A 26,405-nucleotide genomic window follows, 5' to 3' on the forward strand; every position below is an offset into this window, starting at 1 on the left:
ACATCACTTCACGCTACCCCTTATTCCATATGGGTTTTTCATGATCTTGCCCTGACTCGGACGTGAGTTACAGCGTTAGCTTTAAGGTTGAGGGTATATAACAATATGATGCAGCTTTGATCTATTGCATTAGTGGCTTTGGTGCCTTCTTCCTCTAATGCCTAGGCTTCCTCTATCTGCACATTCAATGGCCGATATTTGAAGAAGTTATCACCTAGAAGTTTTCAATCATTTGTACGAAGGGTACTGTTGAAACATTTCGGCGATCTCCTCGTAAATCAGCTCTTCACGTTCCTTAGAACTCATTGAGCGAGTCAATTTTCGGCTTGAATTCGCTGTCCATACAACGATGTTGGTTCTATCATCGATCAGTTCTACAACCAATTGTCCGTACGTCTGTCGGTGATAATTTTGTGGAGTGGACATTCCCCCACGGAAATTGTTCCAACCATAGCCAATACCAACTGACGAGCCGGAAGACACAAGTTCAGATGCTTGCTGAAGTTGGTAGCGGACGTATAGGTCGCCTCCGTCCTCTACAAATGAAACCCCTGTGCGGCTCATTTCTTTAATGATCGCACTTTCAATCCTGATTGAGTCGATACTAATCGGTATTTTGTTCTTCTCTTCTTTCGCAGTCCCGGGCGAGCTGAAATCATAGGTTTTATACATTGAGAAATCGGTTTGCTTTTCGAAGTCAGTATTTATTGTAGAGCAGGCAGCTAGAGGAAGCGTTAATAATATGGTGGTTAGACGAAGCATTTTCTATCTCCTTGGAAGGTGGTTTGAAATGAAATTTTCTTCTGAAGGTGATTATACTTGTCCGGTAATCGATACTTTATGTTCGTTATATTCAGTCAATCTGGTAGTAAAAGTGACGCGATTAATCGTATTTTAACTTTATTGTTCAAGGGGGAATTATATTGAACTGGATAAAGAGAAACATCAACGTGATGATTAACTCGCTAAGAAAAATTCCAACTATTATAAATGGTGAATTTTTACTTTCGGAAGCAGACGATATCTTAATATCCCTTGTTGATTAGGAGGGGAATTTGTAGATAAAGCCCCACGCGATTGACACGTGGGGCTCGGTGTTTCAGATCAGCGTTGAGCGATTAACTCAGATTACCGTCAATATCCAACTGCTTAAGCTGAGCCTTTCTTAATATTGCGGCTTTCTGACTGTACGTTTCGGTACATTTTGGAAAGCTGCTTATTGTTAGCGCGTTGCTCTGCAAGAGAAGCGCCGTTTCTTGCTTGTTCTCTCAGTAGCTTTTGATAATTAGTAAATCGTCTTTCAGACAGTTCACCACTCTCAATGGCAGCCCTTATCTTGCATCCTGGCTCTGATTCATGATGACAATCAGAGAAGCGGCAGTGCATTGCTAACTCTTCGACGTCTGAAAAAGTTTCACTCACGCCTTCAGCGCAGTCTGCAAGTTGGAGCTCTCGCATTCCTGGAGTGTCGAGAAGCAAGCCACCTGATGCGAGCAAGTGGAGTGATCGTGATGTGGTTGTATGACGACCTTTACTGTCGTCTTCACGAATACCACCAGTTGCCTGCGATGCTTCACCTAGCAATGAGTTAACCAAAGTCGACTTACCCACACCAGAAGACCCCATTAGCGCGACGGTTTTGCCGGTTTTACACCAAGGTGACAGTACTTGGGTTGAGCCTTGATCTAGGCTATTGACCGCTTCGATCATGAGCATCGGGTCTAAGCTTTGTACCTGTTGTACTTTGCCTTCGTAGTCGTCACACAAGTCTTTCTTAGTCAGGACGATAACCGCTTCAACTTGTGCTTCATTTGCGAGTGCCAGGTAGCGTTCAATGCGACTCAGATTAAAGTCGTTGTTCAATGAAACCACGATAAACACTGTGTCGATATTGGCTGAAATATATTGTTCAGCCACACGACTGCCTGCAGCTTTTCGGCTAAAGAGCGATTGGCGTTCTAGTAAGCGATCGAATTGCAGTTCAGAGTTCAATATTACCCAATCGCCAACCGTCATTGCAGGTTGGTTGTGATGAATAGGTAGAGTGATTTCGCCTTGTTCAGACGCAAATGTGTAGCCACTGCGATGGTGCGCGGTGATACGGGCGATCACTGAATGGTCGTAGTCTTCAAGTGTCAGTTGTTGTTGAAATACAGGTTGCCATCCAAGTTGTTGAAGTGACATTGGATGAGAAAATGCAGTTTGTGAATTCATGTCTATTTACCCAGACGTGCGAGCTTTCTTTTCTTATGAGAGCATTAACTTCTTGTGAGATCTCTTATTGTTGGTGAGATCAGAAGCGTTAAAAGCTAAAAAAGCGTCGAGACGTCAAAATTGCTTTAGAGTTTGGGTCGAATTCAATAGATAGGACCCCGGATTGATTCATGCATAATGAGCATGCTTTGACCATGTGCGATCAAACGTAAACCGGGTAAAAGTGTGCGGTAGCCAGCTGGTGGCTCAATGTTGGTAGTTCGGAATTAAAGTTGGTTTAACCAAACAAAATTAACGCGTTACTTTTACTGCCAGTTTTAGTGTTTTCATTACAATCATCTTCTCTTCTCCTTGGTTATTAATATGGTTAGGCTTTGCATAAAAAGCGAGTGCAGTTTAACAAAAAGCCACGATGGCGAGAAGTCATCGTGGCTTATTTTGTCTAATTTTTCACTGATGTGCTTTGGCTCTTGATAAGCCTCATTGAGCATCAGTTTCTAGAATTAGTGATGATCGTGATTCATCTTTTTCATGCCGCTCATCACTTTCTTCACTGGTGCGTCGAAGGTCTGTGTTTCACCATTGGCAAAGGTCAGTATCATCTCGATTTGCTCACCTTCTTTTAGGCTACTTCTTAGGTCGAACAACATGATGTGTAGGCTGCCAGGTTTAAGTACCGCTTCACCGTTTGCAGGGATGGTGATTTCTTGAACTTGGCGCATTTTCATAACATCGCCATCAATGATTACATCATGAAGTTCTACTTTACCTGCTGCAGGTGTTGTTGCAGAAACAATAGCGCGATCTTTATCGCTGTGGTTTATCAGAGTCGTGAACACCGCGCTGTTCACTGCTGAAGGCGGGGTTGCACGAGCGTACGCGTCATGAACCATAATATCGCTACTAGCCTGAGCAAAAGGGGTTAGCAATAAGCCTGCTAGAGCAAGTGCTTTTAACTTCATGTTGTTGTCCTTAATTTTTATGTTTTTGGTCTGGGACCTGACTTTTTGTTCGAACTTTATTAGTTAAGTTCTTTGTTTTTACGTTTTACTGCGTCAGCTTGTTGATAGCCTCAACAATTGGTGCTGGCGTTAACGTATGCGGCACTTTGGTAATCAAGGTACCGTCGGGCTTTAAAAAATAAAAATATGAGCTGTGGTCAAGGGTGTATTCCAACTCTGAACCTTCCAGCTTGGTCTTTCTGAAAATAACACCGTAGTTGTGTGCAAGCGTGGTTGTCACATCCAAAGGACCACTTAATCCTTCCATCATTGGGTGGAAGTATTGTGCGTATTCGTATGAGGCTTCTGCTGCATCACGCTCAGGGTCGAGAGAGACAAACATCGGGCGAATCTTGGCTTTTGCTTCATCAGAGACTTGGTTAAGTGCTCCGGCCAACATAGCCAAAGAAGTGGGGCACACATCTGGGCAGCGTGTGAAACCGAAGTAAACGATACGAATTCTGTCATCGGTTTGGTCAAAGATTTCCGTTGGTTGGTTGTCTTTGCCGAAAAGAGTCGTTGCGGAGAACTCTTGTTTTGCAGCGTGTTGTTCTTGAACTTCGTTTTGCCCATCAAGATAGCTTTTGACACCAAAGCCAAGTACAAAAGCGACAACCAATGCTAACGACCAATTTCTACTCATCTTGCCATCCTTATTGCAGGGTTTACAGTATCGACACCATCAGTGAGTTCACCGATCCATGTCATTTTATCTAAAGTACATACAGGTAAAATCACATCACCTTCATAGGTATTGTTGCCAATGCTCTTTAATTGAAAACGCGCTGATCCCATTTCCATTTCTAAACCTGTGAGCGATAACACCAGTGTCTCAGATGCAGCACCTTCCCAAACTACCTTTATCTTTGTGGGTAGAAGAGGTTGCGCGGTTTCTCGGTCAAGCGACATTGAAATGGATTCTTGCTCACACGATGTGGTTGAAAGCATGCAGTAATCATCCAAGCTGACGTCGGCAGTTGAGTGCTCCATCGCTGATTTAAATTGCTGAATTGCTTGCGGCCCATAAAAGCCTGCCACGAGAGCGATCCCAACAGCAGCAACCTTTAATGCAGAGTGCATGTCGTGTTCTCATTTAATTTTATAAGAGCGGCGATGTTATCACACCCCTCAATACGTGCTTGTATCAAAAAGCAATTTTGTGCGTATGGTAGAACTAAAAAAGCGAAGCCATTGGCTTCGCTTTTGTCTGTTTAATAGATATGTGAGCTTAGTATTTCTAAGCATTATCCGTTCTAAACGCTTTCCAGAAGCTGGCTGAATGATTAGTCAGCATTACGCTCTGCAAACTTCTCCAGGCCTAAAACCAATGCAATCGCAGCAAACATCATCACAATCGCCATGACCAACTGAGAAGGCTGAGAGGTTACCGCTTCAAAATCAAACGGTGATAGGTTTTCTTGAATCAGAGGAACTTGTTCACCTTTTGAGTTTGTGCGCCAGCTGATGGTCTCTTTCCAAGGCCAGATCTTAGGCAGCGTACCGATCATCAAACCGGTTAAGAATACCAATGTGAAGTCGCGGAATGAACGCAATAGCCAAGACAGTACATGTGAGAAAGTCAGCAGTCCGATCACACAGCCCGCAAGGAATAGCGCAAGTATATCGACTTGAAATGATTTAACGGCGCCAAGCACGGGGCCATACATGCCAATCAGGAGCAGAATAAAGCTGCCTGAAATACCGGGTAAAATCATCGCGCAGATAGCAATCGCACCCGCAATCAATACGTTGATGCTGGTTGGTTCCATTTGCAGCGGTTTAAGCACGGTAATGCTATAAGCGAAAGCAACGCCAAGCAGCAAAAACACGAAGCGAATCATATCGCGTTTCTCTACTTGCTTAAGAATATGGAAAACCGAGACCAAGATCAGGCCGAAGAAGAAAGACCACAGTGGAACAGGGTGGGTGACTAATAACCAAGAAATCAATTTTGCGAATGTCGCAATGCTCGTGAATACGCCCGCGAACAGTGAAATTAGGAAGAAACCATTGATGTGATTAAACGCGGCTTTGAAGCCTTCGAGTTTCCATAAGCCAAGTACGCTAGGGTTAATTCTGCGAATGCTTTCTAGCAGCGTATCGTAGATACCAGTGATGAATGCGATGGTTCCGCCCGACACGCCAGGTACAACGTCTGCTGCGCCCATTGCCATGCCTTTGAAAAAAGTACTTAAGTAGTTCATTGCTTCATAGAGTTGAGGATGATTTTGTGCAGTATACAAACTTTAGTGTAAAAAAAGTATGAATATGCTTTTGGGGAAGGGCTTTTATTACTCTATTAATTGTAAGGCAATAAGTTGAAGTGAATATTTGCCTAACATTTAGATAACAACCACTTAGTGATTTGTCATTAAGAGCAGAGATGAAACTGATCCCTTATCGATATTGCATCTTGGTTGCAATATGCAAATGCACTTTGCAATTCGCATGACAAATTCATGGTTTTTATGCGGTGCAGGGCTTATAAAACGTCGAATAAAAGTTGGCACGCTAACTGCATTATATACATTGACCCTTCTTAAGCCGAGGGTCACCTAGCCAACTGACGTTGTTAGTGAACTTATGATTTGTTCACAAATATATAGAGCCAATCGCGATTATTGCGGTTGGCTATTTTTTTGCCTGTCGTTTGGTGATCGTCTTTTTACTTTTCCCATTCCTACATTTTTAGGTTCTAAACTTCAGATGAAAAAAAAGCCAGCCACCATCGGTGACTAGCTTATGTTTTCTCGAATCAATCTCGAATCTCGAATCTCGAATCCGTTTTAGTACCCCATCAACTGCAGCAAGTTCTCCGCTGTGCTGATTGCTTCTTTACGGTTAGCAATGTTGAGCTTTTGGTAAAGGTTACGGATGTGAGTCTTGATTGTGGTACCCGCTACATCGAGTTCTTGAGCGATCTGCTCATTACTGAATCCTGAGTAGATCAGACCAAGTACTTGCCATTCACGCTGGGTGAGTGGGCTAGTACGCACAAGCTCAGGAATGTTCGGGTGATTAACCAAGTTCTCAACAAAGTCTTCATCGAAGTGAACCGAGCGGCTGCGTTGGGTCGCGGAAATATCTTTCATGATTTGTTGTGCGCGGTGACGTTCTAAATCACCTAAGCCTGGCTTGTTGCTCAACTTATCCAAGATATGCCCGATAGTCCCACCGTCTACCAAGAAGTTACCGACCATACCGGTTTGGTTAGTCATATGAAGCGCTTCTTCGAGTAGTATTCGTGCGCTGTCTTCATCGTTAATTTGTGTACGTAACACGGCTTCAACGATCAAGTTGCGGTTGGTGTCTGTAATCAGGTGCGAACGCTGGGCTTCACTCTTAAGGAAAGTCAGCGCTTCTTCTGCGTCTTCATACTGCTCAAGGATGATGTGAGCACGAACGATGTTTCGCCACTGAAGTTGGCAGAAGTGGTTACTTGCCGATTCAGGTCGAACAGCCACACTCAGCCAATCACGGATAGCTTCTTTATCGCCTTTTACTTGCCAGAACAGAATCAAAGAAAGAGAAGCATTTGCCGTCCAATCTACGTGGTAAGTCGATTGACGCAATAGGTGCTGAATCTGGTCGATAAATTTCGACGCTTTATCAATCTCACCACGGCTCAATGAAATACGAGCCAACATAGAATAGCTGTGCAGGTGTTTACTCGGAGAGTGGTGACCAAGGATATCTAAGCCTTTGTAGCAACACTCTTCCGCTTCATCTAGTCGGTTCCAACACCAGAAGATCTGAGCGCGAACACGCAGCAAGAATTCGTGCAGAGGTACGTATTGCAGCTGATGTTCTTCAATCAATTTGAATGCACTGTCTTGTAGCTCAAATGCAGCTTGAACATAACCTTGAGCAATCAAGATTTCGCTTTGTTGCAGAATCGCCCACAGGGCCTGATGGTAAACCTGATACTGACGTGCCAGTTTTTCTGTTTGTTGCATCATCGGTAGCGCACGGCTTAGGTTACCCATTACGTGATTCACTTCGCCCACAACCGAGGTTGCGACAATGCGGCTACGATAAACGGTGGTGTTCAACTGACTCAACGAAAGCTCAGCCAATTCCAATGCTTTCTCAGGCTCATTGCTGTTGATGGCAACTTGTGCGCGTAAGGCGTTGTATTGGCCTTGCTGCTGAGTATCGAGTTCAATGTTTCGCGCTTGATATTGAGTCTCAGCCTCTTCCAACAAAGTACCCACTTGGTCATAACGGTGCTGACTTTGTGCAAGCCAAGCGCGCAACATCGAAAGCTTTGGCTCACTGTATAGTTGATCTGTGGTTAGCTGTTTGATCGCCATTTCTAATGACGAAAGCTCACCTTGGTTGAACATCGGCCAACCGTGCTCAGTCAGGATTTGAATGATCAGTTCTGGATCTTCAGCACGCTGTGCGTGACGTAGTGCTTGGTGTGGTGTGTTTTGCTTGATCCACGCTTTTGCAGCACTTCGATGCAGTTCAGCTTCTTGCTGAGGAATTCGAGCTTGGCGCTCATGTGCGAGGAATTCACCAAACAAGTTATGGAAGCGATACCAGTTCTTTTCACCTTCAAGCGGGTAGATGAACAAACCAAAACGGTTGAGTGATTCGATCATACCTAACGCATCTTCACGCTGTGTAAGTGCACACACAAGCTCATCGTTGAAGTGATCAAGCACAGAACATTGCATCAAGAACTGTCGGGTTTCTTTGTCTAGCAGGTCGAATACTTCTTCAACCAAGTAGTCCCAAAGATGGGCGTGGTTAAAGTGAGAGAATGACTCTGCGGACTGTGCAAGAGTGCGTTTTTGGTGTTGTGCTTGTAGCGCGATAAGTTGTAGTGCAGAAGGCCAACCTTCTACATAACTACAAATGCTATCTGCCGTGGTGTCATCAATGCCGTCGGCTACGCGTTGGTTGAAAAAGCGTGTGGTTTCTTCGGTATCAAACGCCAACGAGTCATTACCTAATTCGATCATTAAGTCACGAACGCGCAGGTTTGCTGTACCAAGTGGTGGCGTACCACGACTGGTGACAACCAACGTTAGGTTATCGGGCATGTGTTTGAGGAAGAAGCGCATGGCTTCGTGGATGTCGTCATTGTTGACCAAGTGATAGTCATCCAACACCAGAAAGCACTCGTGATGGAATTCCGACATCTCGGCAAATACTTCACTTAATAAAGAATGCAGCGATGAAAACTGTCGCTTTTCTGCCAGTTTTTGGGCATTCGGACAGGCATTTTGAGTCGCTTTATTAAGTGATTGAAGTAGGTAGTTGATAAAGCGGAAGGCATCATTGTCGCTATCATCAATGCTGTACCAACCCACATTAGGTTTATCTACCAACCATTGTGCAGCCATGGTGGTTTTGCCGTAGCCCGCTGGAGAGCGGAACAACACAAGCTTATAGCAATCTGCATTGTGAAGCAGATCGAGAACCCTAGGTCGTAGGATTGCATTATGTAAGCGGCCGGGACGAGTCAGTTTCGAAGGGATCCACATATCGAAGTTTTACACCTATTCCGTGGCTATGTTCTGGAATATCCCAATCTATCGTTGAGTGCACTCCAATGACATGAGCCTAATTACTTAAGTCTTTACTCATATTACGTGAAGCCAAACGTTACCGACTACGATCCTCCTCAGAAACCTTGCACTCCTGCATGTTTTTGGGTGTCTACGCCCTTTATTTGAGACTTTGCTCACGTTGCGGGTTGGTTTGTGAATGTGACTTCGTTCATCCCTACACGGGAATCAATGCAAAAGATGAGAGTTGGAAATTATTTTCGTGATCTGAAACTCAGATTTGGCAATGACTTTAAATGGGTTAAATAAAAGTCACATCAATTGAAGTTAAGTTATCGAACGGGAGCTTGTGATCTTAGTCACTCCAAGTTTTTGTTCGCAGTCAGAACATGAGAGTCAGATCACTAACCCTAAGTCGGTACGCCCCCTACGCCCTCCCATCTACTCCTAGTCAGTTGCATTAGCGGGAGGATGTTTAGTTTATGGTGACCATGCACGATATGTCACAGATGAATTAGAACTATTAAAAGCGAGATTTCTGAAATGAAACCAACTCAGCAAAAAACTTTCGATAAAGTGTCATTCCAAGAGAGTGTTAAGAAACATTTATCTGCAACCTACGCAACAACGATTGAAAACGCAGATAGCCGCGCATGGTACCTAGCAATGGGGCGTGCGCTAGCAGAACTCACAACATTTGATCTGTTAGAAACTGAAAATGACGAAAAAATTAAGAACGCGAAGAGCGTTAACTACCTATCACTTGAGTTTTTGATTGGCCGTCTAACAGGTAACAACCTGATCAGCATGGGTCTATACGAACAGATCACTCATGCAATGGAAGAGCTAGGTCAAAACCTAACTGACCTTCTAGAAGAAGAACGTGACCCATCACTAGGTAATGGTGGTCTTGGTCGTCTAGCTGCTTGTTTCATGGATTCTTGTGCCGCTCAAGAATACCCAACAGTAGGCTACGGTCTTCACTACGAATACGGTTTATTCAAGCAGTCTTTCCAAGACGGTCGCCAACAAGAAGCACCTGACGCATGGCGCGGTGTTGAAGGTTACCCATGGGAAGTGGCTCGTCCAGAACTAGCACAACACATTGGTTTTTACGGTCATGTAGAAGTTGAATTCATCGACGGTAAAGAAGTACGTACTTGGGTTCCAGGTATGGAAGTGAAAGCAATGCCTTGGGATCTACCTATCGTAGGTTACGAGTCAAGCACGGTTTACCCACTGCGCCTTTGGGAATGTCAGGCAATTGCACCATTCTCACTAGCAAGCTTCAACAACGGTGATTACTTCGAAGCGCAACACTCGCTAATCGATGCAGGTAACATCACTAAGGTTCTTTACCCGAACGATAACCACGAGAAAGGTAAGACACTGCGTCTAATGCAGCAGTACTTCCATTCAGCAGCATCGGTTCGCGATATTCTACGTCGCCACGAAGCAGCAGGTTTCTCTCTAGAAGATCTGCCTAAGCAAGAAACGATTCAGCTGAACGATACACACCCAACGATCGCGATTCCTGAGCTAATGCGCATCCTGATTGACGAGAAAGGTCTATCTTGGGATCAAGCATGGGAAATCAGTGCTCACACGTTCGCTTACACGAACCACACACTACTTCCAGAAGCGCTAGAGACTTGGTCTGAATCACTGATCAATCGTCTTCTTCCACGTCACATGGAAATCATCTTTGAAATCAACCACCGCTTCATGCAAGAAGTTCGCAAGATGTGGCCTGGTGACGGTGAGAAGCAAGCGAAGCTTTCTATCATCCAAGAAGGTTTCCACCGCATGGTTCGCATGGCAAACCTATGTGTGATTGGTTCTTACAAAGTAAACGGTGTAGCTGCGCTTCACTCACAACTGGTTAAGAAAGACTTGTTCCCTGAGTTCAACGAAATCTTCCCAGGTAAACTGACTAACGTAACGAACGGCATCACGCCACGTCGTTGGTTGAAGTTCTGTAACCCAGGTCTATCTACGCTAATCACGGGTAAGATCGGCACTGAATGGCCAGCAAAACTTGAGCAGCTAGAAGGCATCGCTAAGTTTGCAACAGACGCGAAATTCCAAAAAGAATTCATGGCTGTTAAGAAAGAAAACAAACAGCGCCTAGCTGATTGGGTTCAAGAGAACATGGGTATCGAGCTAGATACTAACGCTATCTTTGACGTTCAAATCAAACGTCTTCACGAATACAAGCGTCAGCACCTAGATTTGCTACACATTCTATCTCTGTACCACCGTATTCTTAACGAACCTGGTTTCGAGTGTGAGCCACGCGTATGTTTCTTCGCAGCGAAAGCAGCACCGGGTTACCACCTAGCGAAAGAGATCATCTTCGCGGTTAACAAGATTGCAGAGAAGATCAACAACGACCCTCGCATCGGTAACAAACTGAAAGTGGTATTCATTCCTGACTACCGTGTAAGCATGGCTGAAATCATCATCCCTGCAGCAGACGTTTCTCAGCAAATCTCACTAGCGGGTAAAGAAGCATCTGGTACGGGCAACATGAAGATGGCTCTAAACGGCGCGCTAACTATCGGTACGATGGATGGTGCAAACGTTGAGATTCGTGAAGAAGTGGGTGATGAAAACATCTACATCTTCGGCCTAGACGTTGATGGTGTTCAAGCTCTGAAAGCTCAAGGCTACAACCCATACGACTACTACAATGCAGACCCACTACTGAAAGCATCTCTAGACCTACTGACTGGCGATGAGTTCACTCCAGGTCAACCAGGCCTTCTACGTGCAACGTTTGATAGCCTGCTAGACGGTGGTGACCCTTACCTATGTCTTGCTGACTTCGCATCTTACGTGAAAGCGCACGAAGACATGGGCACGCAATACAAAGACCAAGCAGGTTGGGCTAAGAAAGCAATTCTTAACACAGCATTGGTTGGTAAGTTCACATCAGACCGCTCTATCCGCGACTACGTGAACAACATCTGGAAACTTGAAGCGGTTAACCGTTAATACTTCCAAAGTAGCCAAGGCAGTTTCTGCCTTGGCTCAATTAGCTTGTGAGCAAACGAAAGGCTTAAAGGTTTCGTTTATAAACAAGCTGCTTACAAACCGATTGTCACAAGCTAATTGATTAGTAAAAATTAAATTAACAACCCTACAAAATAGAAAGCGTCAGAACGTTTTCGGAGAGAGCGATGAAAGAACAGACCGTATTAAAACAAGTCGCAGAAATGGCAAACATTGCCGACAGTTACGTTAGTGCGTGGGGCGATGAAGCACAAGTATCAGACGAGACGATCACGTCTCTATTGGCTTCGTTGGGCTACGATACAAGCAGCGATGATGCACTGCTTAAGTCAGCAGAAAGAAAACACAAAAAAGATGTACTAGACCCAGTTCTTGTCTTGCGTGACGGTGAGCCAGTAGAAGTGGCGCTTAATCTAGGTGTAAGTGCTCGTGAAAGTGAGTTCAGCTGGCGCTTAGAAACCGAGCAAGGAGAGGTACTTGAAGGCTATCTTCAATCTCAAGTCATTCGTGACGAGCGTGCCGAGGGTGGCCCTTTAGTGTTTGCATTGCCAAGTGATTTGGCATGGGGTTATCACAAGCTCATTGTGAGCCGTAAGCGCCGTAAGAAGCCTTACGAGATGACACTGATTATTACGCCAAAAGCGTGTTTCAAGCAGTCACCAATCGAGCAAGGCAAAAAGCTTTGGGGACCCAGTGTTCAACTTTATACCCTAAGAACTCAGCATAACTGGGGTATTGGTGATTTCGGTGACCTAAAACAGCTTGTTGCGGATATCGCTTCTCGTGGTGGTGACTTCGTTGGTCTAAACCCAATTCACTCATTGTTCCCTGCGAACCCTGAAGGTGCGAGCCCATATAGCCCATCTTCTCGTCGCTGGTTGAACATCTTATACATTGATGTGAGTTCAGTTCCTGAATTTGCACTAAGTGCAGAAGCACAACAAACAGTCGGCAGCGCAGAGTTCCAACAGCGTCTACAAAAAGCGCGTGAAGCACACTGGGTAAACTACACCGAAGTGTCTGAGCTTAAGATGAGCATCTTGCCTCTGCTATTCGCAGAATTTAAGACTCGTCATCTAGACAAAAACAGCGACCGTGCACAAGCGTTCTTAGCCTTCGTAGAAGAGGGTGGCGATAGCCTGATGCATCAAGCGGCGTTTGATGCTCTACATGGTGAACTGCATGCAGAAGATTCTGGCATGTGGGGATGGCCGGTATTCCCTGAGAAGTACCGTACATTCGACAGCCCAGCGACACAGAAATACATCAAAGAGAACTTAGAAAACGTTCATCTGTACATGTACCTGCAATGGCTAGCAGATTGCCAGATCAACGATGCACAGTCTCTTGCAGAAGAGAAGGGCATGGCTGTTGGCCTGTACCGTGACTTAGCGGTAGGTGTTGCAGATTCAGGCAGCGAGACTTGGGCTGACGAAGGCAACCTAGTGATGGATGCGAGCATTGGTGCTCCACCTGATATTCTTGGTCCTTTGGGTCAGAACTGGGGTCTACCTCCGTTAAACCCAGAAGTGCTTCAAGAAACAAGCTACGACGCTTACATCAAGCTACTTCGTGCGAACATGAAGCACTGTGGTGCACTGCGTATCGACCACGTTTTAGGTCTACTGCGCTTGTGGTGGATTCCAAAGGGTGAGAACGCAACTAAGGGCGCGTACATCTACTACCCAGTACAAGATATGCTGTCTATTCTGGCGCTTGAATCTCACCGTTACCAATGTAGCGTTATCGGTGAAGATTTAGGAACGGTACCGGATGAGATTGTCGACATCCTTGCAGATGCTGGCGTGCACTCTTACAAAGTGTTCTTCTTCGAAACATCAGAAGATGACGGTGGTTTCATCTCACCAAAACACTACGCATCACAATCGATGGCGGCACTGTGTACTCACGATATGCCAACGCTTCGTGGCTTCTGGCACTGTGATGACCTGAAAATGGGCCAAGAGATTGGCTTATACCCAGATGCAGAACAATTAGAAACCTTGTTCGATGACCGCCTAGAGTGCAAGCAAGGTATCTTAGATTCAGTAGCATGGCATGGTTTCCTACCAGAAGGTGTGGGCCGCGATGCGAGCCAAGTACCGATGGACTCTTACCTTGCTGAGGCACTTCAACTGCACGTAGCGGCTGGTGGTTCAACACTACTGAGCGTTCAGCTAGAAGATTGGCTAGAGATGGACAAGCCAGTAAACATTCCTGGCACGGTTGATGAATACCCTAACTGGCGTCGTAAACTATCAATGAACTTGGACGAAATATTTGCTTACGAAGGCGTTAATCGTATCGCTTCTAAGCTGACTGACGTTCGAGAAAAAGCCGGTAAGTAATGACGTGAGTGACTTGAAATTAGGTGGTTTTTTGCTTACGCCGTACGAAACTACAACCTCGGTCACTCAATAATGAATGCTCATCTGGTAGAATAAACCGTCGTTATATTGCCCGCACTAATAGCGGGCATTTTTGTATTATGTTTTTTGGATGTTTGGTTAGGGAGAAACGTTTTGGAACTAAGTTCGATTTCAAAGCAAAAACAAATATATACCCAACTATCACAGGCTTGTTTCACAGACCCATTCGCGTTTTTAGGGCCATACCTACCTTCTGAGCAAGGTGCATTACGTGTGTGGATTCCTGGGGCAGATAAAGTCGAGTTGATTGTTGGAAAGGAACCTCGTATTGAGTTAGCGCGAGAGGGTGAAAGTGGTTTCATTCTTAAGCAAGAGAGAGACTTACGTTTTACTCACTATAAGCTTGCGGTTGATTGGGCTGGCGTAGAACAGATCATCGATGATCCTTACCAGTACCACGATCTGTACGCGAGTTATGAAGATCTTCATACACCGAAAGATATGTATCATCACATGGGGGCTCAGTTTATTACGCTAGAGCGTGATGGACAGACGATTTCAGGTACGCGTTTCTTGGTGTACGCACCGCATGCAACTGCGGTAAGCTTGGTGGGTAACTTCAACGCTTGGGATGGTCGCCGCCACCCAATGCAACGCCTAGATTACGGTATGTGGGGCTTATTCATTCCTGAACTGGAAGAAGGCGCTCAATACAAGTTTGAATTAAAAGGACCAAATGGCGAAGGCTTACCACACAAAGCTGACCCATGGGGTTTCTACTCTGAGCAATACCCATCGTTCTCATCTGTAACTTACGATCACGCTCGTTACCAGTGGCAAGATACTCAATGGCAAAATCGCCCGGTAACGCAAAAGCGCAAAGAAGCGCTTTCGTTCTATGAATTGCATGCAGGTTCTTGGAAGCGTAACGCTGAAGGTGAATTCTTAAATTATCGCGAGCTTGCGGCAGAGCTGATCCCATATCTAACGGATCTTGGCTACACGCACGTTGAACTAATGCCAGTTTCAGAACATCCATTCTACGGTTCTTGGGGCTATCAGCCTGTAGGTCTATTTGCACCGACTAGCCGTTTTGGCTCTCCAGATGATTTCAAATACTTCGTCGATCAATGTCACCAAGCGGGTCTTGGCGTTGTTCTGGACTGGGTTCCTGCTCACTTCCCAAGTGATGATCACGGCCTAGCAAACTTCGATGGTACGCCATTATTCCATGATCCAGATCCACGTCGTGGTTGGCATCAAGATTGGAACTCGTACATTTACGATTTAGGCAAAGAGCATGTTCGTCGTTTCTTAGTTTCTAATGCACTGTACTGGTTCGAGCAATTCCACATTGATGGCATCCGTGTTGATGCGGTTGCTTCGATGTTGTACCTCGACTATTCGCGTAGCCATGACCAATGGATCCCGAATGCGGATGGCGGCAACGAAAACTACGACGCTATCGCAACCCTTAAGTGGATGAACGAAGAAGTGTATAAACACTTTCCGAATGCGATGACGATTGCTGAAGAATCAACGGCTTTCCCTGGTGTTTCAGCACCGACTTTTATGGGCGGCTTAGGCTTTGGCTTTAAGTGGAATATGGGTTGGATGCACGACAGCTTGTCTTACATTCAAGAAGACCCAATCAACCGTAAATATCACCACGATACGATTACCTTCCCACTGGTTTACGCACACAGTGAGAATTATGTATTGTCTCTGTCTCACGATGAGGTGGTTTACGGTAAAGGTTCTATCCACAACAAGATGCCTGGTGATGAATGGCAGCAAACGGCAAACCTACGTGCTTATATGGGTTACATGTATGCGCAACCAGGTAAGAAGCTGAACTTCATGGGTGCAGAATTTGGTCAGACGGCTGAATGGAACCATGACGACCAGCTGCAATGGTTTTTGCTGGATTACGAGCGTCATCAAGGTGTTCAGCGTTTAACGAAAGACCTGAACAATCTGTACCGCTCTGAAGCTGCAATGCACGATCTTGATTTTGATCCGAAAGGCTTTGAATGGCGTCTACAGGACTCTGCTGAAGCGAGCATTCTTGCGCACGAGCGCATCAGTGAATCTGGTGAGCGAGTATTGATAGTGTCTAACTTTACGCCAGTGCCTCACGAGCATTTCCGCTTAGGTGTTCCTGCAAAAGGTGAATACGCATTGTTGTTGAATACAGACTCTGTCGACTATGCAGGCAGCGGTTTTGAAGTGAAGCAGACTGCTGAGATTGAATCTATAGAGAGCGAAGGGCTAGACACATCGATTGAGCTGCGTTTGCCGCCGTTATCGACCGTTTTTTACAAGCTAAATTAGGTCTATAAGTTGAGCAGGTCATCGCTGCTCACTTTTCTGAAAGTCTAAAAAAGGGAACCCTAGGGTTCCCTTTTTCTATTTCAGTAAGCTGGTTAGCGTTACTTGAAGTTGGTGAGATAGAACATTGAGCGTCCGACTACCATTTCAAGGATTCGAACTGAGTCGTTGCCTAAACTGTCCAACATCTTTTCACGAAATTCGCCGTTCGAGCTGAGGTTAAATTGCTCAGGGTTCTTTATTTGCGAAGCATGGAAAAACATCAATTTAATCACGTATCGAAACTGCTCATTATCTAGAGCGGCTTGCCAAGATTGAATGAATACTTCTTCCGATGAGAACTCTAGATTCTCTATAACAATTGATAGCATGTGTTGGTGTAACGCTGATCGGATAGCGCGGGTCGATGGATAATAGCCCTGAAGCGTCGTCAAACTAATGCCAATTTCTTGAGCAATCCTTGCATAAGTTAGTGCTTCATGTCCTTCAGCCAGAAAAAGGTTTAGTACGATCTCATCGTAGTGCTTTTGATTTTCTAGTTTCTGTACTTGAGTAATTCGAGCCATTACAAATCTCTACTGATTGTAACATTCTGTATTCTGTAAACGAGTATATTAAGAGCTTATGAATTAAATCTCAAACTCCAAGGGTAAATAACTGGTCAATTTATCGTTAAATATAGTCAGTATTGTGTCATTGGTTCAATTATCAATCAGATTTTGGCATAAACAAAAACACCGCCCTATTGAGCGGTGTGTTATTTAAAGTCTTTGTTTATCTATGCTAATTCAGATGACTAGAACGGATACCAAAATAACTGCGGCTCTAGAATGCGTTTCGCAATGGCTAACACCACGATAAAAGCGATGACACCTAAACAAACAAAGTCGATACGTTTCAAAGGTGCATAGCTATACCAAGCGCGAGCTTTGTGTCGGCCAAAACCTCGTAACGTCATTGCGTTAGAGATCTCGTCTGCTCGGTCCAAGCTAGAGAAAATGAGCGGGCCTAGAACCTTAGCCACATTTTTGATTCGAGTAATTAGAGGCGCTTTCTTTGAGAGCTCTACACCACGAGCCTGTTGAGCATGCATGATATTGATGAAGTCTTTCTTAACTTCTGGCAAGTAACGCAGTGTTAAGCTGACCGCATAGGCGATCTTGTAAGGAACACCGATACGGTTGAGGCTAGCTGCAAACTCAGTCGGATGCGTTGTGAAGACAAAGATCAACGCTATCGGGAACATGCTCATGTATTTGAGCGTCACAGTAACCAAGTAAAACAGAGTCTCTTGGCTCAACGAGTAGTTACCCGGCAATGTCAGCAATAAGGTTTTGCTGCCGATGAGCTCAGTACCTTGCTGTGGAGCCAGCAGATACATGAACAAAGCATTTAGGCTCAATACACTCGCCGTACCCAATAACAGAGGCTTATATACGCGTACAGGCACATTGGTCAGCTTTAGCAGGTATAAACCAGTCACAATAAGCAGTGCAATCAATCTTAGGTCGAACGTAGTTAAGACCACGGTTACCCAAGCTAAGAAGAGCGCAAATTTGGTGATGCCGTTAAGTGCATGAAGCGGTGATTTTGTATCAATGTAATTGATGCCGAATTTTACTTTTGATGCGTTCATTGAGCGCTTCTCTCGTAGTCGATGAAGTACTGCATAAACGCATTGGTGTCGTCGATTTTCATCATAGTCGCGAGTTCATAAATGCTGGTGGTACAAAGATTTGCACGTTCTAGAAGTGATGGTTGGCTAAATACTTCCGTCATCGCGGCATTGGCAATCAACTTGCTGTCTGCGATTACGATTGAACGTGTGGTGTACTCGAGAACGAGGTGCATGTCGTGTGAGATGATCACAACGGTAATACCCAAATCACGATTAAGCTTTTGGATGAATGCCAGCATGGATGTGTAGTTACGGTAGTCTTGACCTGCTGTCGGCTCATCCAAGATAAGAAGCTCAGGCTCCAGCACCAAAATAGAAGCGATGGTTACTCGTTTTTTCTGACCGTAGCTCAGTGCTTCGATTGGCCAGTGGCGGAACTTGCTCAAGCCACACAGCTCAAGAACGTTTTCCACCTTCTCTTTGATTTCCTGTTCTGCAACCCCACGATTACGCAGACCGAATGCAACTTCATCAAAAATCATATGATGAGAGATCATATGATTTGGGTTCTGCATCACGACACCGACTTTCTGGCTTCTTTCAAAGATAGAAAGCTCAGATAGGTCTTCACCATTTAGATAGGAAGAGCCTGAATCGGCATCGATCACACCCATGATGAGTTTAGTGATGGTAGATTTGCCTGAACCGTTTTTGCCTAAGATTGAAACGAACTCACCCTTACCAATCTTAAAGCTGACATCTTCGAGAGCGTTCTTTTCACCATCGTAAGAGTAAGTCAGGCCGTGGACCTCAAGCAAAGGTTGGTACTGCTTCTCGGCAACTGGAGTCGGGCGCTCTGCAAACCAAGCCTGAACCGCAGGGCGGAATCTTTTGTAATCGAGAGCTTTGAGGTTTGATAGCTTATCTTCACTGGTCAAAGGTGCTTTCGCTGCCTTCAGAGCAGATAAATAAAGTGGTTCACGAATACCGTGTGTTTCAAGCAGTTCAGAAGCTAAGATTTCATCGGGTGTCATGTCCGCGACAATTTCACCGCGCTCCATCAAGATCACTCGATCGATATCGCGATGTAGTACATCTTCAAGGCGATGCTCGATGATGACTATAGTCTTGTTGGTTTCTTTATGAAGTTGGTCGATGATTTCGATAGTCGCTTTACCCGTTTTCGGGTCAAGGCTAGCCAAAGGTTCATCAAACAACAGGATGTCAACGTCATCAACTAAGATGCCCGCTAATGACACGCGTTGTTTCTGGCCGCCGGATAAATCATGTGGCGAGCGATCAAGCATATCTGCTAAGTCGACCATTTTTGCTGTCGACTTAACCAGAGCGTACATATCAATGTTCGACACTAACTGATTTTCCAGTGCGAATGCGATGTCTTCGCCAATACTCAAACCGACAAATTGGCTATCAGTATCTTGTAATACTGTGCCAACCTGCTCGGTATAGTCGTGCATAGAAAAATCAGAAATGTTCTTACCGTTGATCTCTAGAGAGCCAGTCACCTCACCTTTGATAGCATGAGGAATCAGACCGTTAAGGCATTGACCTAGGGTAGATTTACCACTACCGCTTGGTCCAATAATGACGATTTTCTCTCCTTTCTCTATCCTTAGATTGATATTTTTTAGCGTCGGTTTATCCAGCGACTCATATCTAAAAGAGAAGTTCGAAAATGCTATAGTCATTATCGCTTATGCCTCAGTCAGGTTACGGCTTTGTTTGTTGCGTTTAGCGACTGATTTTAGGATCAGTAAGCCAACAACAGCGATCAGAACGGTGTTACCCGCAGCAATGATAGAGAGTTGAGTGAAGACTTTAGTAAACGGTTCTGCATAAAGGATGGTATCTAGGAATGCAGAGCAGCCGTAACCAACCACATTACCGGCAAGGGCAAGTACCACAAACAGCGCGAAGTCCTTCATAGGCAACTCACCTTGCTGAAGGCGGTTCTTGGTCAACATCGGGAATAAGCCGATAACCATGCCTACGATACCTGAGCCTAAAACCCAAGTTAACCACACACCCCAGCCTGCGAACAGATCCGTTACCCAGTGACCGATAAAGCCAACTAAGAAGCCAACAATAGGGCCGAACAAAACAGAAAACAGTGCTAGAACTGCCATTGCTGGTTTCAATGTCGTGTTAGCAAACACTGGGACACCAAACATAGGTAAACCACCAATGCCGTACAGTGCCGCGCCAATGGCGATAACGACCACTGTTTTAGCTGAAAAGTTCATAGATAACCTCGAATTCTGAAAAATAAAGCAAAATAAAGAATAAATATTCGCCATTATTAATATGCGTCTCAATGAGAACGTTTTTTGGGCAAATATAAAAAATAAGGCGCGCATTATACAGTAGAACCCTTCCATAAGGGAAGGTAAGTGTCTAGATGTCTAAAATTCCATCTGAACACCTAAATATCGTGTAAAAAGCGTAATTTTACGGTTAATCCAGCAATAAAAAAGTCAGAGCGAGTCTGACTTTTTCATTCGTCTTAACAATGTGTTAAGCGGGTTCGTCACGTACCTTTGACCGTTTAGTGGTCTAGGTATAGATAGTTTTGCCAACTCTTCATGCGAATAAGGACCTTGCGCATGATTGAAACGTGGGTGAAGCTGTCAGAATAAACGGCAACTTCAACCGCGGTACCCATAGGTAAATGGTAGTCAGACAGGTCATCAGTGATGGTCATTTTAGCAAATACGCGTCCATTAGTACGAAGTGCATTGGTACCAATAAGTGTCCCGCGCGCTTGAATTTGACTCTCACCAATAGCTGGGATTATTTCATCAATGCGTCCTTTGAAAATCTTGCCTGGTAGTGCTCTGAATAAAAATTCAGCTTCGAAACCAGGATGCAGTCGTTGCAATGAGTTTTGTCTGAATGCTGCGATGTAGTATTTTTCTTCCGTATGGACAAATGTCATGACAGGAGCAAGAGGTAGCGGTACAGCCATTACGCCTGGACGCAGTGCTAGTTGTGTAACATATCCATCCGTTGGTGCTCTCACGACCGTTTGGTCAAGGTTGAATTGAGCCTTACGTAAGTCTGCAAGTAATCCTGCCACTGCGGTGTTCTCGCCACCAATTTCAGAATTTAGAGCGATCTGAGCTTGTTGTTGACTTGCTTCTGCTACTTTTACTGCTGCTTCCGATGCCTTATAAGCTTGTCTACGAGTATCCAATTGTTGTTCGGTAAACGCACCACTTTCAAAGCCACGCTTATAACGAGAAAATTCGCGTTGCGCTTTGTCTCTTTCTGCAATCGCTTTGATTTTAGCAGCTTCAGCTTCAGCAACTTGAGATTCAAGCCCAAGTGCTCCTTGGCTTGCTTCTTTTACTTTCGCTTCGAGCTTAGCGACTTCTGCTTCAAAAGGGATAGGGTCAATTTTAAAGAGGATGTCTCCTTTCTTTAAAGGAGAATTCGCCTCAACAGGAACCTCAATGACTTTACCTCTAACGCCTGAAACAATTGGAGTCGTTGAGTAAACTTGGTTGCCAAGTTGTGTGAAAGGATGGTTGTAGTTCATTAATAGGATCAATGTTCCTACGATGACCACACCACCGAGCACTGCGGTAGGCACTGTCCATTTGTTTAGTGGGATATTAAATACTTTGAAAATAGTGATACAAAGTGCCGCGTAGGTCATTATCAGTAGTAAATCCATTACTTAGCCTCCTGATCTTGAACGTTGTTTGACTCTTTTTTTGTGCTGCTTTGTTTAGTATTTGCTTGTTTGAGCTGTGCGATCTCTTCTTGAAGGGTGCTAACTTGATCGATTAAAACATCCACTCGGTGATGAATATCGTGCTGCTCTTCTTCGAGTTTTTCGAAGCCCCAGCCTCGGTCTTTCCGCCATAATGTTGCCCAAATCCATAGAAAGGGCCAAATTGTGTGCAAAGTGAATAGGCTAACCCAGCCTGAGACGTGAATTGCGTCTTGGTGAGGATGATTACGTTCTTTGGCTATTTCATAAGGGATATCGTGAATAACGATGATGCCGTAAAAGATGACTAGAGCAACGAAAATGAGTAAGCCGAGTGCAAAGTAGTCTAAAAACATAACAGATCCTTGTAATGTTAGATGTTAGTTATAAATATAGTACGTTATCATCCAAGTAATTGTTATAAAAATGATTTGCTGAGTTATAAATAATGAGTGTTCGCTTCTAATGTGAGCAAAACTATTGACGAATCTTATAAAATCTCATCGCGTTTGAAGAGGCTATTTCGGCTTTCTGGTTGGTATTTTAGCTGAAATGATGACAGCTACGATTCTAAATGACGTGCACAACCACAAAGGATAAACACGGATGTATATAGGTGAATTGGCGGCTATTGGTGCTGCGATTGTGTGGGCGTGTGCGACATGGATTTATGGACAGTTTGGTCATCGCTTCTCTGCGATGCAATTGAACATTGTTAAGGGTGTAGTGGCGTCAGGGATGATGTTGCTGGTGATGCCTCTTATTCCGATGCCGGAGTTTGAACTGAGTACCAACCATTTTCTGATATTGGCAATTTCAGGTGTGATTGGCATTGCGATTGGAGATAGCGCCTATTTTGCGGCGTTGAAAAGAATCGGTGCCAATAAGACGCTGTTACTGGAATCTTTAGCCCCGCCTCTTTCTGGTGTGCTGGCATTAATGTTCCTGGGCGCTGTATTGACAGTGCAAAGTTGGCTCGGTGTCGTGATTACAACACTAGCGGTGACCTTCGTTGTCTTCCAGCCATCAAAATCGGCGAGCGGTGAATCGAATAACAAAGCGCAGTGGGGTGGCATTGGTTATGGGCTTGTGGCGAGTGTCTGTCAGGCATCTGGTGTGGTTATTTCTCATTACGCGTTAGTGGCGGGTGATATCCCACCATTGTTAGGTGCTTTGATTCGCCTGACGATTGGCGTGTTTGCTGTGATGCTGATTATCCCTTTCGTTGAAAAGAAGCCGTATTCATCGATAAAAAGAGATTTATGGGAAATGACCAAGCTCGATAAACTGTGGTTACTAGGAGCAATCTTTGTCGGGACGTTTCTCGCTCTATGGCTTCAACAAGTGGCGTTGAAGAATGCTAACCCTGCGATTGCACAAACGTTGATAGCGACCAGCCCGGTCTTTATTTTGGTGATTTATGCGCTGAAAGGGGAGAAGGTGTCAAAGCAAAGTATCATAGGCACACTTGCCGCCCTTGCTGGTATTTCTCTGTTCTTTTATCAATAAGCAGTTGGCCTAAGCTACAGAGCTATATGCCACTACTCTGTACACACTTGATTACGGCCGTTGGCTTTAGCTCGGTATAGCGCTTTATCCGCACGGTAGAAGGTGCGTTGAGTATTCTCTCCGTCACGATGCAAAGTGATACCAATACTCACGGTCAAACCACGCTCCCCAAGTATTTCATGCCATCCAAATTGGAAGATGCGCTCTCGATAATTTTCAGAGTGCATTTCTGCCTTCGGAAGATCAGTGTTCTCTAGAATGACGAGGAACTCTTCTCCACCAAATCTGACACATGACGCGCCTCTAAACTTAAAGTATGAACGTAGCTCTTGAGACACACTAACAATCGCTTTATCGCCCACTAAGTGACTCAGTTCATCATTGATAGACTTGAAGTGGTCAATATCAATAACCATCAGTGCGAAAGAGGTATCGTGCAACAGCATGTCTTTCAATTTCACATCTAACCAGCGACGGTTGTGTAACCCTGTCAATGGATCGGTGAATACGTCTTGTTGAAGCTGAGCAACCGCATTCTTGTGTTGTTCCGTTGTCTCTTTCAGCTCTTTGTTTTCTTGTTCAGAGAGAATGAGTTTGAGTTGTAATTCAAAACGGGACAGGCGGCGTAGTTGGGTTGCACCGAGTTCACTGATCGGGATCTGCTTCATCAGATCGGTTTCAATTCGGTAGCCTTTTTTCTCATAGCTTAGCGCTTCTTGAAAACGCCCTTGATTCATACACACATCACTCAGCGAATCGTAGAATCGTTTTGCAAGTACTGGCGACGAGTAGGCTTTCACGCGTTTGTCTGTGCTCGACAAAATCATGCTCGCGTAGTCTTGCTTGCCGGTTGCACTTAGGCAATGTGAGAGCTCTAGACGAGTCATGGTTGCAAGCCAGCTTGCTTGAGTGCTGTTGGCTGGGTATTGAACCTTAGACAGACAGCGTAGCGCTTCATGGTGTTTTTTCTTAGCGCGCAGCACCTTTGCTTGGTAAAGCAGTATTTGAGCTGTGAGCAACTTGTCACTGACCAAAATACTCAGTTCTTCGCACTCATTCAGTAAATCGCTGGCTGCTGTAATGCGATTGAGTAGAAGTAGGCTTGCTACCATATGCAGCTTGAATTTGAGGCGAAGTGAGCGACTGCTTATCGCATGGTCTATGCTGCTGATTTTTTGGTAGTAACGAAGTGCTCTGTTGTGATCGCCATAGGAATCACACAGGTTGCCCATGCCTAAAATAGCTAATACATACTCATCGATATGACCGTGTTCAACCGCGATAGTCGATGAACTGACGAATTCATTGAGTGCTGAGGTGTAATCACCAGTTTCAACTAAGCGGTCACTTAAACTGGTTTTGACTGTCAGAATATCTTCGATATCGGCAGGAAGGTGGAGCAGATCGAGTGCTCGTCTCAACTCTTCGATACTGGTTTGATTTTGTTGTAACTCGGCACGGTATTCAGAGCTAATGATATAGCAGTGCGCTTGCTCTGTTTGCGTTGTCGAAACGTGCTGACGAATGTGGTTCCAGAAGATGATCGCTTCTTCACCTGATACTGATGAAGGGTCTAAACCGGCGTCTGTGATCTTGCTTAATAGAGTTTCCATTATTCTATTACCTCAGCATCGTCTTCTTCTAATTGTTCAAGCGTGAACGGGAACGTCAAAATATCATTGAGGCTGACGGTCGGTTTCGAACCCTTTAGTCCTTTTCTATGCCATGGATAGATATCAAGCATGGTGCTGAGAGTTTGGAAGGTTTGCTCTGCGGCTTCGCCTTTTTCGGAAAGCATAAGGGCCACACGTTCAGAACTTAGCCTTGCGATGAAGTCATTCTGGTTACATAAAGCATGAGCAATCTCGGTACAGACATCTAAGTAATCAGTATCGACATGATGGAACATAATGATGCTGTGGTTTGAACGTTTAAGCTCTGTCTTGAACAGCACCAACTTTTCCCACCAAAAGGTTTCAGAGACAACGTAAGAGAGGTGCTTTTCAGGATCGTACTCGTGCTGACCGCGAATACGATTAATCAGTTTTCGTGCTCTCTGTTCAAGTTGGCGTTTTGAACTGCGTGCTTTGTCCAAACCGACACGTGTCGTTTGCTCTTTGAGCATGCCGATAGAATATTGACGGTACTTTTTAAAGGCGACGAGCGCGGCTTGGAAGTCTTGGTTTTCTTCCGCCACCAAGGATTGTTGGTAACAGATTTGGCTCAGCAACTCGCCATTATCGAACTCGTTTGCGGATTGTTCTGCGAGCCTCAGTAATTCCGCCGCTTGTTCTGGTCTTTTTCTCAGGAGCTCCAATCTAGCTCGGCTGATGTATGAGTGCGCCTTCATCCAAACTAGGTTGTGTTCAACTGCCAGATTGTGCGCTTTGGCCGTGGCGCGCTCCGCGTCATCTAAGCGTTCAAGACCAAGTAGGGCAAGGCCTCGAAAGTCCCATACCTCTGCATGCCAAGTGTTATCTTTATGGTCTTTTAATGCTTCTTCTGCACCGTCCAATACCGACAGCATTTCAACATAGTTGTTGAGCAGGTAGTAATCCCACGCAAGCAGTATTCTGGCTTTACCCTCTAACCAACCAATGCGGCTGTTGTTAGCAACTTTAACGGCAAGCTGGTGGGTAGAACGTGCAAGTTTATATTCGTGGGTCATCCGCCAAATATTGCCAAGGCCAATGAGGCATTCAATTTGAATTTCGACTTCATCAACCAACGCGGACTGCTCTAAAGCATTGATCCAGAACTGTTGGGCGGAATAGTACTTGGCTTGTCCCCAGAACTGGAGCGCGTGTAAATGGAGGATTTCAGGGAGAAAAAGGTCGGTATCTAATCGGCTTTGGCGCTTGTAGGCTTCCTTGATGTATTTTAAACCTTTTTGGTAATCCATCAGGTTCCAGCTACATCTTGCCATTAACATTAATGACTGGATGGCACCCTCTTCAAACAGAACTTGCTCTGATCGGACTAGGCACTGTTGGGCAATCTCTAGGATCACCGATGGCTCAGAGTCGACACGAGTTTTGAGTTTTTCTAATTCTGTTTCAAGAAGGTACTGATTTTTGTCCAAGACTTACATCC

19 protein-coding genes are annotated in these 26,405 nt (G+C 44.9%); 4 read left to right on the forward strand and 15 right to left on the reverse strand.

The window, feature by feature from the left end; translation table 11 throughout:
• Positions 1 to 228 precede the first annotated feature (228 nt).
• The 7 genes from AB6E78_RS13140 to malT all read right to left on the reverse strand — a co-directional run bounded on the left by AB6E78_RS13140 (position 229) and on the right by malT (position 8,710).
• Positions 229 to 762, reverse strand: a complete 534-nt coding sequence (locus AB6E78_RS13140) for a DUF4136 domain-containing protein (RefSeq protein ID WP_372133773.1) — start codon at positions 760 to 762, stop codon at positions 229 to 231.
• A gap of 387 nt (positions 763 to 1,149) precedes the next feature.
• Positions 1,150 to 2,214: a ribosome small subunit-dependent GTPase A gene (gene rsgA / locus AB6E78_RS13145; RefSeq protein ID WP_136979032.1), complete on the reverse strand. Its 1,065-nt coding sequence runs from the start codon at positions 2,212 to 2,214 to the stop codon at positions 1,150 to 1,152.
• Between the two features lie 503 nt (positions 2,215 to 2,717).
• On the reverse strand, positions 2,718 to 3,176 hold the full coding sequence (locus AB6E78_RS13150) for a copper chaperone PCu(A)C (protein WP_372113210.1): 459 nt from the start codon (positions 3,174 to 3,176) through the stop codon (positions 2,718 to 2,720).
• 85 nt (positions 3,177 to 3,261) lie between these two features.
• Positions 3,262 to 3,858, reverse strand: a complete 597-nt coding sequence (locus tag AB6E78_RS13155; RefSeq protein WP_004732104.1) for an SCO family protein — start codon at positions 3,856 to 3,858, stop codon at positions 3,262 to 3,264.
• Entirely contained in the window at positions 3,855 to 4,295 is a 441-nt protein-coding gene (locus AB6E78_RS13160) for a hypothetical protein (protein ID WP_017061864.1), read from the reverse strand. Before AB6E78_RS13160 ends, AB6E78_RS13155 begins: the two co-directional genes overlap by 4 nt.
• 203 nt (positions 4,296 to 4,498) lie before the next feature.
• Positions 4,499 to 5,419, reverse strand: a complete 921-nt coding sequence (locus AB6E78_RS13165; RefSeq protein WP_102321107.1) for a DUF368 domain-containing protein — start codon at positions 5,417 to 5,419, stop codon at positions 4,499 to 4,501.
• Positions 5,420 to 6,001: 582 nt separating this feature from the next.
• Complete coding sequence (malT, locus tag AB6E78_RS13170) at positions 6,002 to 8,710, reverse strand: HTH-type transcriptional regulator MalT (RefSeq protein WP_017061867.1); 2,709 nt, start codon at positions 8,708 to 8,710, stop codon at positions 6,002 to 6,004.
• Positions 8,711 to 9,277: 567 nt separating this feature from the next.
• Here malT and AB6E78_RS13175 point away from each other — a divergent pair.
• The 3 genes from AB6E78_RS13175 to glgB all read left to right on the forward strand — a co-directional run bounded on the left by AB6E78_RS13175 (position 9,278) and on the right by glgB (position 16,452).
• Complete coding sequence (locus AB6E78_RS13175) at positions 9,278 to 11,731, forward strand: glycogen/starch/alpha-glucan phosphorylase (RefSeq protein WP_102394044.1); 2,454 nt, start codon at positions 9,278 to 9,280, stop codon at positions 11,729 to 11,731.
• Between the two features lie 185 nt (positions 11,732 to 11,916).
• Positions 11,917 to 14,097 (forward strand): 4-alpha-glucanotransferase, encoded by a 2,181-nt coding sequence (malQ, locus tag AB6E78_RS13180; RefSeq protein ID WP_102321109.1) that lies wholly within the window; start codon positions 11,917 to 11,919, stop codon positions 14,095 to 14,097.
• Between the two features lie 174 nt (positions 14,098 to 14,271).
• Complete coding sequence (gene glgB / locus AB6E78_RS13185) at positions 14,272 to 16,452, forward strand: 1,4-alpha-glucan branching protein GlgB (RefSeq protein WP_372133774.1); 2,181 nt, start codon at positions 14,272 to 14,274, stop codon at positions 16,450 to 16,452.
• Positions 16,453 to 16,550: 98 nt separating this feature from the next.
• Here the strand turns inward: glgB and AB6E78_RS13190 are convergent, their stop codons facing one another.
• From AB6E78_RS13190 to AB6E78_RS13215, 6 genes are all read right to left on the reverse strand, one after another.
• Complete coding sequence (locus AB6E78_RS13190) at positions 16,551 to 17,015, reverse strand: TetR/AcrR family transcriptional regulator (protein WP_372133775.1); 465 nt, start codon at positions 17,013 to 17,015, stop codon at positions 16,551 to 16,553.
• Between the two features lie 230 nt (positions 17,016 to 17,245).
• The gene (locus AB6E78_RS13195; RefSeq protein ID WP_372133776.1) at positions 17,246 to 18,085 is read right to left on the reverse strand and encodes an energy-coupling factor transporter transmembrane protein EcfT; all 840 of its coding nucleotides are present in this window, start codon (positions 18,083 to 18,085) and stop codon (positions 17,246 to 17,248) included.
• Positions 18,082 to 19,776: an ABC transporter ATP-binding protein gene (locus AB6E78_RS13200; RefSeq protein ID WP_372133777.1), complete on the reverse strand. Its 1,695-nt coding sequence runs from the start codon at positions 19,774 to 19,776 to the stop codon at positions 18,082 to 18,084. Before AB6E78_RS13200 ends, AB6E78_RS13195 begins: the two co-directional genes overlap by 4 nt.
• Before the next feature lie 6 nt (positions 19,777 to 19,782).
• Positions 19,783 to 20,331, reverse strand: a complete 549-nt coding sequence (locus AB6E78_RS13205; RefSeq protein WP_017066579.1) for an ECF-type riboflavin transporter substrate-binding protein — start codon at positions 20,329 to 20,331, stop codon at positions 19,783 to 19,785.
• 302 nt (positions 20,332 to 20,633) lie between these two features.
• On the reverse strand, positions 20,634 to 21,764 hold the full coding sequence (locus AB6E78_RS13210; protein WP_017061874.1) for an HlyD family secretion protein: 1,131 nt from the start codon (positions 21,762 to 21,764) through the stop codon (positions 20,634 to 20,636).
• The gene (locus AB6E78_RS13215) at positions 21,764 to 22,159 is read right to left on the reverse strand and encodes a DUF3302 domain-containing protein (RefSeq protein ID WP_017061875.1); all 396 of its coding nucleotides are present in this window, start codon (positions 22,157 to 22,159) and stop codon (positions 21,764 to 21,766) included. Before AB6E78_RS13215 ends, AB6E78_RS13210 begins: the two co-directional genes overlap by 1 nt.
• A 250-nt stretch (positions 22,160 to 22,409) precedes the next feature.
• Between AB6E78_RS13215 and AB6E78_RS13220 the strand changes: the two genes are divergently transcribed.
• Positions 22,410 to 23,312: a DMT family transporter gene (locus tag AB6E78_RS13220; RefSeq protein WP_017061876.1), complete on the forward strand. Its 903-nt coding sequence runs from the start codon at positions 22,410 to 22,412 to the stop codon at positions 23,310 to 23,312.
• 32 nt (positions 23,313 to 23,344) lie between these two features.
• Here the strand turns inward: AB6E78_RS13220 and AB6E78_RS13225 are convergent, their stop codons facing one another.
• Together AB6E78_RS13225 and AB6E78_RS13230 are read right to left on the reverse strand one after the other, a co-directional pair.
• The gene (locus AB6E78_RS13225) at positions 23,345 to 24,925 is read right to left on the reverse strand and encodes a diguanylate cyclase domain-containing protein (RefSeq protein ID WP_372133778.1); all 1,581 of its coding nucleotides are present in this window, start codon (positions 24,923 to 24,925) and stop codon (positions 23,345 to 23,347) included.
• On the reverse strand, positions 24,925 to 26,394 hold the full coding sequence (locus tag AB6E78_RS13230; RefSeq protein ID WP_017061878.1) for a hypothetical protein: 1,470 nt from the start codon (positions 26,392 to 26,394) through the stop codon (positions 24,925 to 24,927). Before AB6E78_RS13230 ends, AB6E78_RS13225 begins: the two co-directional genes overlap by 1 nt.
• Positions 26,395 to 26,405 lie beyond the last annotated feature (11 nt).

This window comes from Vibrio sp. 10N.247.310.98 (assembly GCF_041467395.1).
GTDB lineage: Bacteria > Pseudomonadota > Gammaproteobacteria > Enterobacterales > Vibrionaceae > Vibrio > Vibrio crassostreae_C.

Excerpts from the sequence above, each read along its gene's own strand:
- AB6E78_RS13210 (WP_017061874.1), bottom strand. The coding sequence starts at position 21,764 with ATGGATTTACTACTGATAATGACCTACGCGGCACTTTGTATCACTATT.
- AB6E78_RS13195 (WP_372133776.1), bottom strand. The coding sequence starts at position 18,085 with ATGAACGCATCAAAAGTAAAATTCGGCATCAATTACATTGATACAAAA.
- AB6E78_RS13165 (WP_102321107.1), bottom strand. The coding sequence starts at position 5,419 with ATGAACTACTTAAGTACTTTTTTCAAAGGCATGGCAATGGGCGCAGCA.
- malQ (WP_102321109.1), top strand. The coding sequence starts at position 11,917 with ATGAAAGAACAGACCGTATTAAAACAAGTCGCAGAAATGGCAAACATT.
- AB6E78_RS13155 (WP_004732104.1), bottom strand. The coding sequence starts at position 3,858 with ATGAGTAGAAATTGGTCGTTAGCATTGGTTGTCGCTTTTGTACTTGGC.
- AB6E78_RS13190 (WP_372133775.1), bottom strand. The coding sequence starts at position 17,015 with ATGGCTCGAATTACTCAAGTACAGAAACTAGAAAATCAAAAGCACTAC.
- rsgA (WP_136979032.1), bottom strand. The coding sequence starts at position 2,214 with ATGAATTCACAAACTGCATTTTCTCATCCAATGTCACTTCAACAACTT.
- AB6E78_RS13160 (WP_017061864.1), bottom strand. The coding sequence starts at position 4,295 with ATGCACTCTGCATTAAAGGTTGCTGCTGTTGGGATCGCTCTCGTGGCA.
- AB6E78_RS13205 (WP_017066579.1), bottom strand. The coding sequence starts at position 20,331 with ATGAACTTTTCAGCTAAAACAGTGGTCGTTATCGCCATTGGCGCGGCA.
- AB6E78_RS13220 (WP_017061876.1), top strand. The coding sequence starts at position 22,410 with ATGTATATAGGTGAATTGGCGGCTATTGGTGCTGCGATTGTGTGGGCG.
- AB6E78_RS13215 (WP_017061875.1), bottom strand. The coding sequence starts at position 22,159 with ATGTTTTTAGACTACTTTGCACTCGGCTTACTCATTTTCGTTGCTCTA.
- AB6E78_RS13200 (WP_372133777.1), bottom strand. The coding sequence starts at position 19,776 with ATGACTATAGCATTTTCGAACTTCTCTTTTAGATATGAGTCGCTGGAT.
- AB6E78_RS13175 (WP_102394044.1), top strand. The coding sequence starts at position 9,278 with ATGAAACCAACTCAGCAAAAAACTTTCGATAAAGTGTCATTCCAAGAG.
- AB6E78_RS13225 (WP_372133778.1), bottom strand. The coding sequence starts at position 24,925 with ATGGAAACTCTATTAAGCAAGATCACAGACGCCGGTTTAGACCCTTCA.
- AB6E78_RS13150 (WP_372113210.1), bottom strand. The coding sequence starts at position 3,176 with ATGAAGTTAAAAGCACTTGCTCTAGCAGGCTTATTGCTAACCCCTTTT.
- malT (WP_017061867.1), bottom strand. The coding sequence starts at position 8,710 with ATGTGGATCCCTTCGAAACTGACTCGTCCCGGCCGCTTACATAATGCA.
- AB6E78_RS13140 (WP_372133773.1), bottom strand. The coding sequence starts at position 762 with ATGCTTCGTCTAACCACCATATTATTAACGCTTCCTCTAGCTGCCTGC.